Raw genomic sequence first — 15882 nt, forward strand, 5'->3', positions numbered from 1 at the left:
GGGCTCCTGATCCGGTATCTGGCAGCGCGGCTGCCTTATTTCTTCAGCGCCTTGATGGCGAACTCGATCAGTTCGTCGGGTGTCGGGCGGTTCTCCTTCGCAAGACATTGCGCGACGATCTGCGGATGACAGAGGGTGACGATGCTCGCGCCGAAGCATCGGGCGGCGACCTCAGCGTCCTGCTCGGCGAATTCGCCGGCCTCGATGCCACCGCGGATGATGCCGGCGAGAAGCTTATCAATGCGGTCGAGATGTTTCTCGATGACGTGCCATTCCTGTTCGATCGCCACGACCACCATCTCGTGGACCTTTTGCTCGTCGAGCATGGTCTCCACGGTCGTCTTGTGCTGTGCCAGCACGTAATGTCGCAGGCGCTCGGTAGCACTCACGGGGAGGCGGGAAATTTCGTAGGCCTGCTGATAGCTCGCCTCCAGCATGCGCGCGCAAAGCGCCTGATGGATCTCCGTCTTGGAGCTGAAAAAACGATAGATGTTGGCCGGCGACATGCCGAGGTCGCGCGCAATGTCGGCCACATTCGTCTTCGTGTAGCCGTAATGCCGGAAAAGCCGCTCCGCGGCATCGAGAATGCGCGCGATGTTTTCCTGCCTGGTCGTGTCGATGCTGCTTTCTGCCGGGTCGGTCATGGGCTCGCACTCGTGATGAGTGACGATTTTCGAATTTCGTCAGTCATAATCCGGCAGGCGACACTTGTCAATCGTGCGCGCCGCGTGATTTGCTGTGCAGGGACGGCTGGGGAGAAGCACGATTGCGGTGATCTGGCCTGAGCGAGCGGAGACAAAATCGTACGATGGATAAAACGGGAGGCGCTGCGGATGGTCGCTCTTAACGGAGGACTGGCAATACCGATTGCCGCCGAGGAGCGTCAGCTCCTCCGGCAAGGTCGCTTGCGAGGAGTGCGCCGCCGTCGCGAGACAAAAGAAGGGCTCGGCCGCGCAAGCGGGTTTCGCTGGCGAGCGGGGCTTACCTTCTCCCTAGAGGACGAAGTAGCCCTTCTGCAGCGTCACGGCATCGTCGAGATGGATGGCTAAGTCGGCCTTCTTGTCGCCGTTGACGTCGCCGTAGATATAGGTGTCGGAGGCAGCGCGGTCGTAGCGCAACTCGCCCTTCTTGCCGCTGAAAGCGGCGGTTCCAACGAAGCTGAAGGCCTGGTTTCCAGTGGTGGTTGTGTTGGCGTCGATTGCGGAAAGATCGATCCGATCGGATGCCGAGGCCAGGAAGTCGTATATCGTATCGCGGCCCGACGTGGCAACGGTGCTGTCCGCCACTGACTTGAACTGGAATGTGTCGGCGCCGCTCACGCCGGTTAGCTTGTCGGCGCCGCCACCGCCATAGAGCACATCATTGTTCGATTCGCCGTACAAAGTATCATTGCCGTTGCCACCATAGAGCTTGTCGGCGCCCGAGCCGCCGTAAAGTGTATCGTTGCCGGAGTCGCCACTCAGTGTGTCATTGCCACTGTTGCCCCACAGCCGGTTGGCCGCCTGATTGCCGGTGATGGTGTCGCCGGCCGAACCTCCTTTGACGTTCTCGATCAGCGAGCGCGTATCGCCGTGATAGAGCAGCGCGTTGAAGATGTTGCCGGCGGCAAAGCCGCTGTTGGAACCGCCACCGAGCCAGGCGAGCTGGTCGATGCTGAAGGTCGAGGCCTTGCCTGGACGCAGGTCGATCTTGAGGCCCGTTGCATATGCCGAGAGATCGTAGGTGTCGTTGCCGCCGCCATCCCATATGGTCGCGAAAATCCGATTGGCACCGGGAGCAATGCCGACTGCGCCATTCACGAGCGTCGCGCCGCTATTGGGCGTCCACTTGTAGACCGTATTGCCGCTGTTGGTGCTGAAATCCGCGCCGTACATTTCCTGCAGCGCCGCAATGTCAGCCATCATGAACGTTTGCGGCGCGCCGTATTGTTCGTAGTAGTAACCCTCGCCTGCTCCAACATAGCCGCTATAGGTCATGATCGAATATTCGATCGAATCGTACTGGGCAGGCAGAGGCTGGAAGGCTCCCTCTTGTTCATGCCCGTGCTTCAGGCCAAGCGCATGGCCGAGTTCGTGCATGAGCGTGTGCCAGGCATAATTTCCGGCAACCGGCTTGCTGTAGTCGTAGATGGTGCCGGCATAGGTCTTCCCAAACCAGATGTCGCCGGCTTCGGCATAGGCGCCCGGCAGATACGCCCAGGCGGTCGAGGGCAGGGTCGACTGCGCAAACCGGATTGTCGCGCTGGATGCGCTTCCGGAGGTGAAGTCGGCATTGGTGAAGCCCTCGACGGAGAAGCCGTCATTGGCGGTTGAGCCGAAGGTTTGCTCCATCGCGAACAGCGCGGCGTCTATCTGCGCCTGCGAGACCGCGGCAAAGCCATTGTCCTTCTCGCCGCTATAGCTGTAGCTGCTCTTCGATGCCGGGAAGGCATAGGTGATCGGCCCGGTCCAGGCGTAGCCCGACAGCACGCCGTCGATCAAACTGTTGCCGGTCTTGTTCAAGGTCTTGCCGGTTTTGCCGGTACCGCTCATGCTGAATTCCCACCAGAAAAGCGCGGGGCCGTTGTCTCGCGCTCATAAAATGCAGATCGTGCCGGCGACGTTAGGCTCCGAATGCCTACGATTGTTGTAACGAACTCGATAAGATTGGAGAGAAACGTGCCGATCATCAGGTTGCTGTCGTGTCTTGCCGCCGTGATTGTAGCGGCGCTGTGTGTTGCACCTATAGCGTCAGGTACGGCCAAAGCAAGCGGGGTGGACATGCAGAAGCCTCCGGATCACGAGGCGGCCGTCCGGGCGGAGTTCGAGACGGTGAGGGCGGAGGATACCGTGGAAGCCTATGAGCGCTTCATCCGGCGCCATCCGAATCATTCATTGGTCAAGGACGCGGCAGAAGCGCTGGCGCGGCTCAAGAAGCAGTAGCGCAGTAGGCGGCGAGGCCAGCTGTCGTTGCGTTTGTCCGCTTATTTCGCGCGTAGCAGCATGCCGAACAGGTCGCGGGGATCGTCCGGATCGGCGATCATGTCGAGATTTTGATAGAAGCCCGTGCCGGACAGCCGGTCGCGCACGTAGCGGAGCGCCGAAAAATCCTCGATGGCGAAGCCGACGCTGTCGAACAGCGTGATCTGCCTTGCATCGCGGCGGCCGGGTGCGGCGCCCGTCACGACCTTCCAGAGCTCGGTCACCGGGAAGTCCGCTGCCATCTGCTGGATCTCGCCCTCGATGCGGGTCTGCGGCGGATATTCGACGAAGACGTCCGAGCGAAGCAGGATGTCGCGGTGCAGTTCCGTCTTGCCGGGGCAGTCGCCGCCGATCGCATTGATATGGACGCCGGCGCCCACCATGTTGTCGGTGAGGATCGTTGCGAACTGCTTGTCGGCCGTACAGGTGGTTATGATCTCGGCCCCCTCGATCGCAGTCTGGGCGGTCGTGCAGGAGACGATCTCGAGGCCCGAGCCCGCCAGGTTGCGCGCCGTCTTCTCGGTTGCGCGAGGATCGACGTCGTAAAGGCGGACGGTGTCGATGCTGCAGACGGCCTTCATCGCCAGTGCCTGGAACTCGGCCTGGGCGCCGTTGCCGATCATCGCCATGGTGCGCGCGCCCTTTGGTGCCAGGTGGCGCGCAGCCATCGCCGAGGTCGCGGCGGTTCTCAGCGCTGTCAGCATCGTCATTTCCGTGAGCAGCACCGGATAGCCGGTCGAAACTTCGGCAAGGAGCCCGAAGGCGGTCACGGTCTGCAGCCCGTCGGCGATGTTCTTGGGATGGCCGTTGACATATTTGAAGCTGTAGACGGCGCCGTCGGAGGTCGGCATCAGCTCGATCACGCCGTCGCGCGAATGGCTGGCGACGCGCGGCGTCTTGTCGAAGCTCTCCCACCGGCGGAAATCGGCCTCGATTGCGTCCGTGAGCTCCGCCAGAACGGTCTCGATGCCCAGATGGTGGACGAGATGCATCATGTTCTCGACGCTGACGAAGGGCACCATCGCCTTGGCTGACGGGAGCGGTGAAAGCATCGCGGTTCCTCCTGCATGTGCGGGCTATCCCGAGAGAGTAATGGCAGGCGCTGCTGGTCGAAAGCGCAAAGCTGTGCTATTTTCGTCATCCCACTGAGCAATTTTGCCGGCCCGATTGCGCAATTTATCCAATGACAGCGACAGACAGAGCAACCGCAAGATACGCGCCGGATGATCTCGACCGGCGGATCATCGCCCACCTGCGCGTCGATGGCCGGGCTTCGCTCTCCAAGCTCTCCGATGCGCTCGGCGTCGCGCGCGGAACGGTGCAGAACCGACTGGATCGGCTGCTGGAAACGGGAACTCTGATGGGGTTTACTGTGCGTGTCCGCGAGGACTACGACCTGAACACCGTCCAGGCGGTGATGATGATCGAGGTCGTCGGGAAATCGACGACCCAGGTCCTCCGCAAGCTGCGCGGCATTCCCGAAATCCATAAGCTGCACACGACGAACGGCAATTGGGACCTGGTCGCCAATATTCGCGCTGCGAACCTTTCCGAATTCGACCGCATCTTGCGCGAGGTGCGGATGATCGACGGCGTCGCCAACAGCGAAACCAGTCTTCTCCTGAGCAGTGTTTGAGCGGGTCCTTACGATATCGGCAGTTGAAAGCCGAGCGCCCGCCAATTAGGTTCCGGCCGCAATCAACGGAAGTCCGGGGTGGGGAATAATCGCGTGAATACAGGCAATCGGCCCTTTCTCCTGCTGGCCTGTCTGGGATCATTGTCCTCGCCAGCCAACGCGGACTGGCAGGCGGTCGAGACGGTGAAGAGCTACGCGATAACCGGGCAATCCGGCCCGGAGCTCTATGCATCGATCGGCGAGCACGGTCCGAAGCTCGGGCCAACGCGCGCCATCGCGCATACGAGCTTCAAGCTGACCTGGTCGCGAAAATACGAGGCTCACGGCGATGCCTGCGTTCTCGTGTCGGCGCTGCCGAAGCTTGCGATCACCTATACCCTGCCGAAACCCTCCAAGCCCCTGCCGGCAGGCACGCGGGAGCACTGGGAAACCTTCATCGACGGCGTCCATGAGCACGAATTGGTGCATGGCGATTTCATCAAGGACATGGTGAAGAAGATCGAGGCCGCAACTGTCGGGCTCACCGTTCCCGCCGACCCGCAATGCCGCAAGATCAAGTCGGAAATGACCAAGCGGCTCGGGGCGCTCTCCAACGCCCAGCGCCAGCAGAGCCGAGATTTCGACCGCGCGGAACTCAGCGACGGCGGCAAGGTTCACCAGCTGATCCTCAATCTGGTGAACGGCGGATAGAGGCTCGTCCGCCACGGGGCAGCGCGCCGTAAGCCGCAACAGATGCACGCAAAAAGCTGGTGACGGCCACAAACACGCCCCCGAATTGTCTCAATGGAGTTGAACTGTGCCGCGGCGTTACACGCGTGCGTCGTCCACCTTTCGTGGCGATGCGGGCTGTCCAATGCTGAATTTGTGTCGGAAGGGCGAGCCTCTCCGCCGGTCCGAGAAGGGAGTCATGCATGCACAGAAATCTTTTCGCCGCCCTTTCCGCAGCTTCTCTGTCTTTCGTCGGCTTCGCCGCCCATGCAGCCGACCTCGCTCCCTATCGAGAGCCCGCGCCACCCCCGGCGCTGGACGAGCAGGACGGCGTCAAGATCGGTTATCTGGAATGCGATATCGGCGGTGGCGCCGGCTATGTTCTCGGATCGTCGAAAGAGATAGAGTGCGTCTTCCGCTCCCTTGGCGGCGATGAGATCGAGGATCGCTATACCGGCGAAATCCGCAAGCTCGGCGTCGATATCGGCTTTACCATGCGCAGCCGGCTTCTCTGGGCCGTTTTCGCGCCGACGGCCGGCTATCACCACGGCTCGCTGAGCGGCCTCTACAAGGGCGCGACCGCCGAGGCAACCGTCGGTGCCGGCGTGGGTGCCAATGTGCTCGTCGGCGGCACGTCCGGCTCGATTCACCTCCAGACCGTCAGCGTCACCGGGCAGCTCGGGCTGAACGTCGCCGCCGCCGGAACGTCGATGACCCTCAACTCCGTCAATTGAGCGGCCTCAAGCTTTCGTCCCGGTCGCCTTGCGGCGACCATTCGATCATCATGGTTTACGGTCGTATCCACTGAAACCATGGTGATCGAACATGGCGCGGGGTGAAGCATGGCTGCTCTCGATCCGCTTGAACTCCTTTTCGGCGGGATGGCAAAGCTCGGGCCCGGCAGCGACGCCGACACGCTGCGGGCCCTGCATAGCCTGCCGAAAGGCCATTTCGGCCTCGTCGTCGACGCAGGCTGCGGCGCAGGTCGGCAGACCCTGGTGCTGGCCAAGGCGCTCGGGGTCACCATCCATGCGGTCGACTCGCATCGACCGTTCCTCGATGAATTGCAGCGACGCGCCGAAGACGCCGGCGTTGCACCGCTGATCCAGCCGCATTGCATGGACATGGGTGACATACCGGCCGTCTTCTCTTCGATCGACCTGCTCTGGTCGGAGGGCGCCGCCTACAATATCGGCTTTGCCAAGGCGCTTGCGCGGTGGGCTGCGGCGCTGCGTCCTGGCGGCTTCGTCGTCATCAGCGAACTCGCCTGGTTGAGCGAGGTGCCGCCGGCCGCGGCGCGCGACTTCTTCCGTACCGGCTATCCCGACATGAAGCTGGCCACCGAGAACGTCGGCCTCGCCGAAGAGGCGGGGCTACCGCGTGTTGGGGACCCGCACCCTGCCGCAGGCGGCCTGGATCGACGACTACTACGAAGTGCTCGAGCCGCGTGCAACGGCGCTTGCCGGTCATGAAGATGCCGCGGTCAGGGCCTTCGCGCAGGAGACATTGAAGGAGATCGAGGTCTTCAAAGCGGCCGGCGACAGCTACGGCTATGTTCTTTACCTGCTTCAGCGATTGTGAGGAGCGCGCCTTTGCTCACGACGCGTCACGGCTGGCTCTTGCAGCCGAGCGCCAGAAGAGGATCAGCATCGCGGCGCTCATTAGAGCCAGGCAGAACCAGGTGATGGCGTAGACGAGGTGATTGTTGGGGAAGGCGACACGTGTCAGACCGCCGACGGGGAGGCCGCCGGGGTTGGGTGAGACATCGGCGTCGATGAAATAGGGCGCAACACCGGAAAGGCGGCGGGCCGCGGCGATCGCGCCGACGTCCCGGGAGTACCAGCGCTCCTCCTCAGGCCTGTTCGAGCGCAGCAGCGAGCCCTTCGGTTCATCCATGCGCATCAGGCCCGTCACCTCCGCATCGACCTCGACTTGGCTCTGCATCCGCGACGAAGCCTCGCGCTTGTCGGTCGGCACGAAGCCGCGATTGACGAGCACCGTCGTGCCGTCGTCGAGCGCGAGCGGGGTCATCGCCCAATAGCCGGCCCCGAGCTCGGTTGCGGCATAGACCAGCGTCTCCTTGTCGTAGAGGAACTGCCCACGGACCCGTACGCGCCGGTACTCGTCGCGGGCCCGGCTGACGTTCGGCCAATCGCTTCGGGAAGGCGGGGGTACGGGCGCCGCGTGGATACGTTGTTCGACACGGGCAATGAGATCGCTCTTCCAGGAGAGCCGTCCGACCTGCCATGTGCCGAGCGCCAGCAGGCCGGCGATCAGCAGGAGGCCGAGCGAGCTCACCGCAATGAGCGATGTCCGGGAGCGACGGCTGGGTGCGGTGTCGTCCTTGGGATTGATCATGGAGTGCCGCCGTGTCGGCTCGGGATACGAACTAACCTAAGGGGTTCATCGCTCATCCGGCCTGCCGGCCTCCTTCTCCCCGCAAGCGGGCGAAGGAGACTCGCAGCGCCGTCTCAGCCCTCTCCCCGCGCGCGGGGAGAGGGCTAGTCCTCGGGCTAAACCCGAGGAGAAAAAAGGACAACCAAGGCAGAAGATGGACGTCCGCTGCCTTACGGCATGTTCCTCATCATCTCGGGGCTCATCGGCATCATGTTCACGTCGAGATGATGCATGACCCAAAGCGAACCGGAGAGCGTGATGGCGACCAGCACGATGGTGAAGATCAGCGCCATCATAGTCCAGCCGCCTTCCGAGCGCGTGTTCATGTGCAGGAAGAAGATCATGTGCACGACGATCTGGACGGCGCCGAGTGCCATGATGATGACTGCCGTCAACACCGGGCTGACGAGGACATCGGCCATCACCAGCCAGAAGGGAATGGCGGTCAGGATGACGGAGAGGACAAAGCCGGTGATGTAGCTTTTCAGGGTGCCGTGGCCGGCGTCGTGGCCGTAGCTGTGGCCATGATGGGCTTCAAATGCATCCTCGTGCGACGGTGCGTGCATGCTCATCCGAGAACTCCCATCAGATAGACGAAGGAGAAGACGCCGATCCACACGACGTCGAGGAAGTGCCAGAACATCGACAGGCACATTAGGCGACGTTTGTTTTCGGCGATCAGGCCGTGTTTCGCCACCTGGGCCATCAGCACGAACATCCAGACGATGCCGGAGGTCACGTGCAGGCCGTGCGTGCCGACGAGCGTAAAGAAAGAAGACAGGAACGCACTGCGCTGCGGTCCGGCGCCCTCGTGAATCATGTGCGCGAACTCGTAGAGTTCGAGCCCGACGAAGGCGATGCCGAAGAGGGCGGTGACGGCCATCCAAGCAAGCGTCGAGTTCCTGTTGGCCTTCTCCATCTCCAGCATGGCGAAGCCATAGGTAATGGAGGAGAAGAGCAGCATCGACGTGTTCACGGCGACGAGCGGCAGGTCGAAAAGATCGGCAGGCGAGGGGCCGGCCGCATAGTTGCGGCCGAGCACGCCATGGGTGGCGAAAAGGACCGCGAAGATGAGGCAGTCGCTCATCAGGTAGAGCCAGAAGCCGAGCATCGTGCTCCCTTCGGGATGATGCTCCTCCTTCAGATAGAAGGTGGGCGCCTGGCCCTCGCGTACGGAGTGGTCGGTAAACTCGGTCATGGTCCTACACCTCGCTGGCAAGCATTTCGGTGCGCTTGCCCTCGGTTTCGGTGACGACATCGGCCGGGATGTAGAAATCGCGGTCGTAGTTGAAGGTGTGGCCGATCGCGATCGCGACCATGGCGAGGAAGGAGAGGCCGGCGAGCCACCAGATGTACCAGATCATGCCGAAGGCGAAGGCGACGCTGAGCGCGCCAAGAATGACGCCAGTGCCGGTGTTCTTCGGCATATGGATCGGCTTGAAGCCGGCAAGCGGCCGGCTGTGGCCGCGCTTCTTCATATCCCACCAGGAATCCTGGTCGTGGACGATGGGGGTGAAGGCGAAGTTGTAGTCCGGCGGCGGCGAGGCTGTAGACCATTCGAGGGTGCGGGCATCCCAGGGGTCGCCGGTCGTGTCGCGCAGTTCTTCGCGCCGGATGAAGCTGACGACGAACTGGACGAGGAGCGACAGGATGCCGAGCGCGATCAGGAAGGCGCCGAAGGCAGCGATCACGAACCAGATCTGCAGCGACGGGTCCTCGAACTGGCTGACGCGGCGGGTGACCCCCATCAGGCCGAGCACGTAGAGCGGCATGAAGGCGAAGTAGAAGCCACTCAGCCAGAACCAGAAGGACATCTTGCCCCAGAACGGATCGAGCCTGAAGCCGAAGGCCTTCGGGAACCAGTAGTAGACGCCGGCCATCAGCCCGAAGACGACGCCGCCGATGATGACGTTATGGAAGTGGGCGATGAGGAACAGCGAGTTGTGCAGCACGAAGTCGGCCGGCGGGACGGCGAGCAGGACGCCGGTCATGCCGCCGATGACGAAGGTCACCATGAAGCCGACGGTCCACAGCATCGGCACCTCGTAGCGGATGCGGCCGCGATACATGGTGAAGAGCCAGTTGAACATCTTCGCCCCGGTCGGGATCGAGATGATCATCGTGGTGATGCCGAAGAAGGCGTTGACGCTGGCGCCGGAGCCCATGGTGAAGAAGTGATGCAGCCAGACGATATAGGAGAGGATGGTGATGACCACCGTCGCATAGACCATCGAGGCGTAGCCGAAGAGCCGCTTGCCGCAAAAGGTGGCGACGACCTCAGAGAAGATGCCGAAGGCCGGCAGAACGAGGATGTAGACCTCCGGGTGACCCCAGATCCAGATGAGGTTCACATACATCATCGGATCGCCTCCGAGATCGTTGGTGAAGAAGTTCGTGCCGACGTAGCGGTCGAGGGTCAGCAAGGCGAGCGTCGCGGTCAGCACCGGGAAAGTCGCGACGATCAGCACGTTGGTGCAGAGCGACGTCCAGGTGAAGACCGGCATCTTCATCATCGTCATGCCGGGGGCGCGCATCTTGACGATGGTGGCGATCAGGTTGATGCCGGAGAGCGTCGTACCGATGCCGGCCACCTGCAGGCCCCATATGTAATAGTCGACGCCGACACCGGGACTGTAGTCGGCGCCCGAGAGCGGCGGATAGGCGAGCCAGCCGGTGCGCGCGAACTCGCCGACGAAGAGCGACAGCATGATGATGATCGCGCCGGCGGTCGTCATCCAGAAGCTGAAATTGTTGAGGAACGGGAAAGACACGTCGCGCGCGCCGATCTGCAGCGGCACGACGAAGTTCATGAGCCCGGTGACGAAGGGCATCGCCATGAAGAAGATCATGATGACGCCATGGGCCGTGAAGATCTGATCATAGTGATGCGGCGGCAGGTAACCCTCCGAACCGCCGAAGGCGATCGCCTGCTGCAGGCGCATCATGATTGCGTCGGCGAAGCCGCGCAGCAGCATGACCAGCGCCAGGATGACATACATGATGCCGATCTTCTTGTGGTCGACGCTGGTCAGCCAATCGCGCCAGAGCGTTCCCCAGAACCGGTAATAGGTGATCAGACCGAGGAGTGCGATGCCGCCGATGACGACGGCGGCGAATGTCGCGACGAGGATCGGCTCGTGATAGGGGATCGCCTCGAGGGTCAGCCGGCCAAAGACGAACTTCAGGAGATCTGGATCGGAGAACATGGGAAACCCGTTCATTGTTAGCGCAAGCGGCCAGAGTCAGTGGTTGAGTTGCGGCGGTGCGGGATCGCCGCCGCCGTCGGGCATCGAGTGCCCCTCGTGCCCTCCCATTCCCGGCATGTCGTGTTGCATCGGTTCGTTGGCGCCGTCGGTACCCTGCGGCTCCTCCTGGCTGCGCGCCGGTGTTCCGGTGGCCGGAAAGGTCGCAGCCGCGGCGCCCTCTTCGAGGGCGTGCCTGTTGTCGTATTCAAGACGCTCCCGGTTCTCGACACTTTCCTTGCCCGCGCCGCCCATCGCGTCGATGTGCATCATCTCGTGCATGCACATCTTGCCGGCCGTCACGCACATGTTGAGGATCGCGTCGTAGAGGCCCGCCTCGACCGTGGCGAAGTAACGGACCGGCTCCCGCTCGCTTGGCTTTTCAAGCTTCAGATAGGCATCGCGGTTGAGCGCCGTGCCCTGCGATTTTACGCGGGCGACCCAGGCATCGAAGCCCGGCCGGTCGACGCCGTGGAACTTGAAGCGCATGTGCGAGAAGCCGTCGCCGCTGAAATTGGCCGAGAAGCCCTCGTATTCGCCAGGCTTGTTGATGACTGCATGCAGCTTCGTCTGCATGCCCGGCATGGTATAGATCTGGCCGGCCAGGGCGGGGATGTAGAATGAGTTCATCACTGAGGATGCGGTGATCTTGAAATTGATCGGCACGTCCACCGGTGCGGCGAGCTCGTTGACGGTCGCTATGCCCTGGTCCGGGTAGAAGAACAGCCATTTCCAATCGAGCGCGACGACCTCCACCGTGAGCGGCTTCGCGTCTGCCGGGATCGGCCGCGCGGCGTCGAGCCGGTCGAGCGGCCGGTATGGATCGAGCTTGTGGGTGCTGATCCAGGTGACGGCGCCGAGCGCGATGATGATGGCGAGCGGTGCCGACCAGATCACCACTTCGAGCGCGGTCGAATGATGCCATTCCGGATCATAGGTGGCATTGGTGTTCGACCGGCGGTATCGCCAGGCGAAGAGAAGCGTCAGGAAGATGACCGGCACGATGATCAGCAGCATCAGGACCGTGGAAATCACGATCAGATCGCGCTGTTGCGTCGCGATATCGCCGGAGGGCGCCATGACCACGAGATCACAGCCCGCAAGCAGCAGCAGCGGCGGCACGAGGGCGAAGCGGCGGGTAAACTTCAGAAATGCTGGCACTTCCCTGGGCCCTTTCTGATGGTGACCGCCCTGCGACTAAAGTAGGAGTGGTTCAAACGGTATGAGGTTTTTGGTCGCACCGCAGCATTCTTGTGCATTGCGGCGTGGAGTCGAGGCATGTCGGCTGCCGGTGATCCTGTCCCGGAGGACCGGGATTTTTACTACGGCAAGCCGCAATTTCGCAATTCAAGACTTGATATGATCCGGTCTTTGATCAACATCGCCTTGAGAGGCGCGCGTCAGACCGGCGCCGAGCAGCGGGAGGCTTTGTTTATGAGAAGTGTGACGCAGCAGTCCCTCGGCCCGTCGTCTTCCTCGATGGAGCGAGACGCGCGGCGCATGCACGACGACCGGCCCGTATCGGCAGGCAATATCGCCATCGGCGTCGTCATCGGCCGGGCCGCCGAATTCTTCGACTTCTTCGTTTACGGCATTGCCTCCGTTGTCGTCTTCCCGCAGCTTTTCTTTCCGTTCGCGCCCGACCGGCTGACCGCAACGCTCTATTCCTTCGCCATTTTCGCGCTGGCCTTTGTCGCACGTCCCGTTGGTTCCCTTGTCTTCATGGCGGTCGATCGGACCTATGGCCGCGGCGTCAAGCTGACGATCGCTCTCTTCATTCTCGGCGGCTCGACCGCTTCGATTGCCTTCCTGCCGGGTTATGCAACGCTCGGGGGCTGGGCGATAATCATGCTGGCGATCTGCAGGCTGGGGCAGGGATTTGCGCTCGGCGGCGCCTGGGACGGGCTCGCCTCGCTGCTGGCGCTCAATGCGCCGCAGCATCACCGCGGCTGGTATGCAATGATCCCGCAGCTCGGCGCGCCGATCGGCTTCATGCTGGCGAGTGCGCTCTTTGCCTATTTCTTGATGTCCCTGTCCGAGGCCGATTTCCTCAGCTGGGGATGGCGCTATCCGTTCTTCGTCGCCTTCGCGATCAATGTCGTGGCCCTCTTCACGCGGCTGCGCCTGGTGATGACGAAGGAATTCGGCACCCTGCTGGAGGAGCACGAGCTGCAGGCAAGGCGGGTCACCGAAGTGCTGCGCTTGCATGGGCGCAACGTGCTTATCGGCGCCTTCGTGCCGCTTGCGAGCTTCGCACTCTTCCATCTCGTCACCGTCTTTCCGCTCGGCTGGGTGGAGATCTACACGGATCACGGCGCGAGCTCGTTCCTGATGGTGCAGTTCGTCGGAGCCATCTGCGGCATCCTTGCCATCGTCGCCTCGGGTCTCGTCGCCGACCGTATCGGCCGGCGCTATCACCTCGGCGTCTGCGCCGTGCTGATCGCGATCTTCAGCTTTGTCGCGCCGATGCTGCTCGAGGCGGGCGTCGCCGGCAGGAATGCTTTCGTGATCATCGGCTTCAGCCTTCTGGGCCTGTCTTTCGGCCAGGCTGCCGGTGCCGTCGCATCGCGCTTCGGCCGGGCCTATCGCTACACGGGTGCCGCGCTCACCTCCGACCTGTCCTGGCTGATCGGCGCGGGCTTCGCGCCGCTGGTGGCGCTGGGTCTGACCAGCCGTTTCGGTCTGGCTTTCGCTGGCTACTACCTGCTTTCGGGCGCCCTTTGCACCATCGCCGCGCTGGTCTTCAGCAAGACGCTCGAGATCCACAACGAATAGCAGATAGCACCCGGTCCGATCCAGGCTTACGAGATTCTGGTAGAGCTGCCGTGCCGGCTGGAAACGGCGTGCTACACTCCCCGTTCGGTGAAACGGCTGGGCCCGCTAGGGCCTGAAAGGAGAACATGCCCACCCCTGACAGTAGCCTGTTCGATTTTCTCGGAATCATGGCGGTGTTCCTGCTTGTGGCTGCCAACGGCTTTTTCGTTGCGGCCGAATTCTCGCTGGTCTCGGTTCGGCGTAGCCGCGTTGCGGAACTGGTGACGCAAAACCGGATGAATGCGAGCGCGTTGCGCCGCGCCGTCGACAATCTGGACGCCAATCTCGCCGCGACGCAACTCGGCATCACCATCTCGTCGCTCGCTCTCGGATGGATCGGCGAGCCGGCTCTCGCCCATCTTATCGAACCCTTGCTGTCGATCCTGCCGCAGTTCTGGGCCATCGCCGGTTCGCACGCCGTCGCCGCCGTGATCTCCTTCGTGATTATCACCGCGCTCCATATCGTGCTCGGAGAATTGGCGCCGAAGAGCCTGGCGCTGCAGCGCAGCGAGGGTACGGCGCTTGCAGTCGTCCGGCCGCTTGGTCTTTTCCTGTTTCTGCTCAGGCCGGCCATCCTGGTGCTGAACGGGCTCGGCAATATGGTCCTGCGTCTCGCCGGCTTGAGGACGGGAGCAGGCGAGGCCTCGCTGCACTCGCCGGCGGAGCTGAAGCTCATCGTTGCGGAGAGCCACGAGGCCGGGCTTCTGGATGTCGCCCAGCAGGAGCTGGTGCAGCGCATCTTCAGCATCGGCGATCGGCGGATTTCCGATTTCATGACGCCACGGGTCGACGTCGACTGGATCGATGCCGACGATACGCCGGCCGATGTGCTCAGGACGATCCGCGACTGCCGGCATGAGCAATTGCTGATTGGCAGGGGCAATATCGACGAGCCGATCGGCATGGTGCTGAAGAAGGATCTGCTCGATCAATTGCTCGACGGCAAGCCGGTCAACCCGTTCGGCGTCATGCGCGAACCGTTGATCCTCCACGAGGCAACCCCGGTTTTCCGCGTTCTCGAGCGCTTCAAGTCGGCGCCCGTCCGTCTCGCGACGATCGTCGATGAATATGGAAGCCTCGAAGGCATCGTCACCCAGACGGATCTCTTGGAGGCGATCGCCGGCGAACTGCCGGATCTTGAGGCGGAGGAACGCTCGGTGATTGAACGCGAGGACGGGTCCCTACTCATCGACGGAATGATGCCTGCCCATGACGCCTTCGACCGGCTGAAGCTGCGCGACCGGCCGCAGGACGGCGGTTATCATACGATCGCAGGCTTTGCGCTGCACATCCTCGGGCATCTCCCCGAGGCCGGGGAATGTTTCGAGTTCGATGGCTGGCGCTTCGAGATCGTCGACATGGACGGCAGACGGATCGACAAGATCCTGGCGACGAGCCTCGCCGAGCCGCAATAAAAGCCTCTCCAATCCGGCGCAGTTCGCGGAACATAATCCGATCTCGCCGGTTCCGAGGGCCTCGACATGGCCGATGGCCCGGAGCCGAATGATGCGTGATCGCCAGGCTGCGGCCTCTCGGTTCGCGTGAGCGGAGGAAGAGAAATGCCAGCAAAATCGAAGGCTCAGCAGAAGGCGGCCGGTGCCGCGCTCGCCGCCAAGCGCGGCGACATGAAAAAGAGCGAGCTCAAGGGGGCGTCCAAGGGCATGGCCGACTCCATGAGCGAAAAGGAGCTAGAGGAAATGGCGTCGACCAAGCGCAAGGGCAAGAAGGAACACGTGTCGAAGTCCTGAGAGCGCACCCTGGAGGCCGATCTGCCGCCACACTTCTGGCGCCGTCAACCTTCGGCCGGTGACGATCCGGCTGCGCCGCTTGCGGCAAAGTTGTTCCAATTCAAGGGGATAAGGTTTTCGTGTCGGCTTCGTTTTGGTGATTTACACCAGGAACCGGGGACCATATTTTAGGTTCGGCACCCCGGTAAGAAGGACGGACGAATGAGCGAACCAAAGGCCCGTACGGACGCGGACGCAGACATGGCCGTCGAGGAGCGGATCGCATTTCTGTTGGGCAAGATCGAAAAGGAACCGGTGCCGCAACGTCTGCTTGAACTGGCACAGCAGTTGCAGGAGGCGCTCAACGCCCGCAAGAAGTGACGGGCCGGGGGTGCATT

The 15882-nt window shown here is 62.4% G+C and carries 18 protein-coding genes; 10 read left to right on the forward strand and 8 right to left on the reverse strand.

Features of this window, described 5'->3' with window-relative positions; genetic code table 11:
• Window positions 1-35: 35 nt before the first annotated feature.
• Both SS05631_RS21925 and SS05631_RS21930 read right to left on the reverse strand, forming a co-directional pair.
• Window positions 36-644: a TetR family transcriptional regulator gene (locus SS05631_RS21925; RefSeq protein ID WP_037419264.1), complete on the reverse strand. Its 609-nt coding sequence runs from the start codon at window positions 642-644 to the stop codon at window positions 36-38.
• Window positions 645-992: 348 nt separating this feature from the next.
• Complete coding sequence (locus SS05631_RS21930; RefSeq protein ID WP_037419267.1) at window positions 993-2531, reverse strand: M10 family metallopeptidase C-terminal domain-containing protein; 1539 nt, start codon at window positions 2529-2531, stop codon at window positions 993-995.
• A gap of 228 nt (window positions 2532-2759) precedes the next feature.
• On the opposite strand from SS05631_RS21930, the gene SS05631_RS21935 reads away from it, so the two are divergent.
• On the forward strand, window positions 2760-2921 hold the full coding sequence (locus tag SS05631_RS21935) for a hypothetical protein (protein ID WP_083854045.1): 162 nt from the start codon (window positions 2760-2762) through the stop codon (window positions 2919-2921).
• 41 nt (window positions 2922-2962) lie between these two features.
• On the opposite strand, the gene SS05631_RS21940 is transcribed toward SS05631_RS21935, so the two are convergent.
• A complete protein-coding gene (locus tag SS05631_RS21940; RefSeq protein WP_037419270.1) occupies window positions 2963-4012 on the reverse strand; it encodes an ornithine cyclodeaminase in 1050 nt (349 codons plus the stop codon).
• 131 nt (window positions 4013-4143) lie between these two features.
• Between SS05631_RS21940 and SS05631_RS21945 the strand changes: the two genes are divergently transcribed.
• From SS05631_RS21945 to SS05631_RS32065, 5 genes are all read left to right on the forward strand, one after another.
• A complete protein-coding gene (locus tag SS05631_RS21945) occupies window positions 4144-4596 on the forward strand; it encodes an Lrp/AsnC family transcriptional regulator (protein ID WP_037419274.1) in 453 nt (150 codons plus the stop codon).
• A 93-nt stretch (window positions 4597-4689) separates the two neighbouring features.
• Entirely contained in the window at window positions 4690-5286 is a 597-nt protein-coding gene (locus tag SS05631_RS21950) for a DUF922 domain-containing Zn-dependent protease (RefSeq protein WP_037419277.1), read from the forward strand.
• 221 nt (window positions 5287-5507) lie between these two features.
• Window positions 5508-6038 carry a DUF992 domain-containing protein gene (locus SS05631_RS21955; RefSeq protein ID WP_037419280.1) on the forward strand — a complete coding sequence of 177 codons (531 nt, stop codon included), beginning with the start codon at window positions 5508-5510 and terminating at the stop codon, window positions 6036-6038.
• A 108-nt stretch (window positions 6039-6146) separates the two neighbouring features.
• A complete protein-coding gene (locus SS05631_RS21960) occupies window positions 6147-6776 on the forward strand; it encodes a class I SAM-dependent methyltransferase (RefSeq protein ID WP_202947944.1) in 630 nt (209 codons plus the stop codon).
• Window positions 6739-6885 carry a hypothetical protein gene (locus tag SS05631_RS32065; protein ID WP_202947945.1) on the forward strand — a complete coding sequence of 49 codons (147 nt, stop codon included), beginning with the start codon at window positions 6739-6741 and terminating at the stop codon, window positions 6883-6885. The genes SS05631_RS21960 and SS05631_RS32065 overlap by 38 nt, the downstream gene beginning before the upstream one ends.
• A gap of 15 nt (window positions 6886-6900) precedes the next feature.
• Here SS05631_RS32065 and SS05631_RS21965 read toward each other — a convergent pair whose 3' ends face one another.
• From SS05631_RS21965 to cyoA, 5 genes are all read right to left on the reverse strand, one after another.
• A complete protein-coding gene (locus SS05631_RS21965; RefSeq protein ID WP_037419283.1) occupies window positions 6901-7662 on the reverse strand; it encodes an SURF1 family protein in 762 nt (253 codons plus the stop codon).
• Between the two features lie 209 nt (window positions 7663-7871).
• A complete protein-coding gene (gene cyoD / locus SS05631_RS21970) occupies window positions 7872-8273 on the reverse strand; it encodes a cytochrome o ubiquinol oxidase subunit IV (RefSeq protein ID WP_037419286.1) in 402 nt (133 codons plus the stop codon).
• Entirely contained in the window at window positions 8270-8899 is a 630-nt protein-coding gene (gene cyoC / locus SS05631_RS21975) for a cytochrome o ubiquinol oxidase subunit III (RefSeq protein ID WP_037419289.1), read from the reverse strand. Before cyoC ends, cyoD begins: the two co-directional genes overlap by 4 nt.
• A gap of 4 nt (window positions 8900-8903) precedes the next feature.
• The gene (gene cyoB / locus SS05631_RS21980) at window positions 8904-10907 is read right to left on the reverse strand and encodes a cytochrome o ubiquinol oxidase subunit I (RefSeq protein ID WP_037419291.1); all 2004 of its coding nucleotides are present in this window, start codon (window positions 10905-10907) and stop codon (window positions 8904-8906) included.
• 36 nt (window positions 10908-10943) lie between these two features.
• Window positions 10944-12104 (reverse strand): ubiquinol oxidase subunit II, encoded by a 1161-nt coding sequence (gene cyoA, locus SS05631_RS21985; protein WP_037419294.1) that lies wholly within the window; start codon window positions 12102-12104, stop codon window positions 10944-10946.
• Window positions 12105-12377: 273 nt separating this feature from the next.
• Between cyoA and SS05631_RS21990 the strand changes: the two genes are divergently transcribed.
• The 4 genes from SS05631_RS21990 to SS05631_RS22005 all read left to right on the forward strand — a co-directional run bounded on the left by SS05631_RS21990 (window position 12378) and on the right by SS05631_RS22005 (window position 15865).
• Complete coding sequence (locus SS05631_RS21990; RefSeq protein WP_037419497.1) at window positions 12378-13718, forward strand: MFS transporter; 1341 nt, start codon at window positions 12378-12380, stop codon at window positions 13716-13718.
• A gap of 125 nt (window positions 13719-13843) precedes the next feature.
• Window positions 13844-15172 carry a hemolysin family protein gene (locus tag SS05631_RS21995; RefSeq protein WP_037419297.1) on the forward strand — a complete coding sequence of 443 codons (1329 nt, stop codon included), beginning with the start codon at window positions 13844-13846 and terminating at the stop codon, window positions 15170-15172.
• A gap of 144 nt (window positions 15173-15316) precedes the next feature.
• Window positions 15317-15505, forward strand: a complete 189-nt coding sequence (locus tag SS05631_RS22000) for a DUF3008 family protein (protein WP_037419299.1) — start codon at window positions 15317-15319, stop codon at window positions 15503-15505.
• Between the two features lie 201 nt (window positions 15506-15706).
• Entirely contained in the window at window positions 15707-15865 is a 159-nt protein-coding gene (locus SS05631_RS22005; protein ID WP_083854047.1) for a hypothetical protein, read from the forward strand.
• Window positions 15866-15882: the final 17 nt, after the last annotated feature.

The sequence above is a fragment of the Sinorhizobium sp. CCBAU 05631 genome, assembly GCF_002288505.1.
Lineage (GTDB): Bacteria > Pseudomonadota > Alphaproteobacteria > Rhizobiales > Rhizobiaceae > Sinorhizobium > Sinorhizobium fredii_C.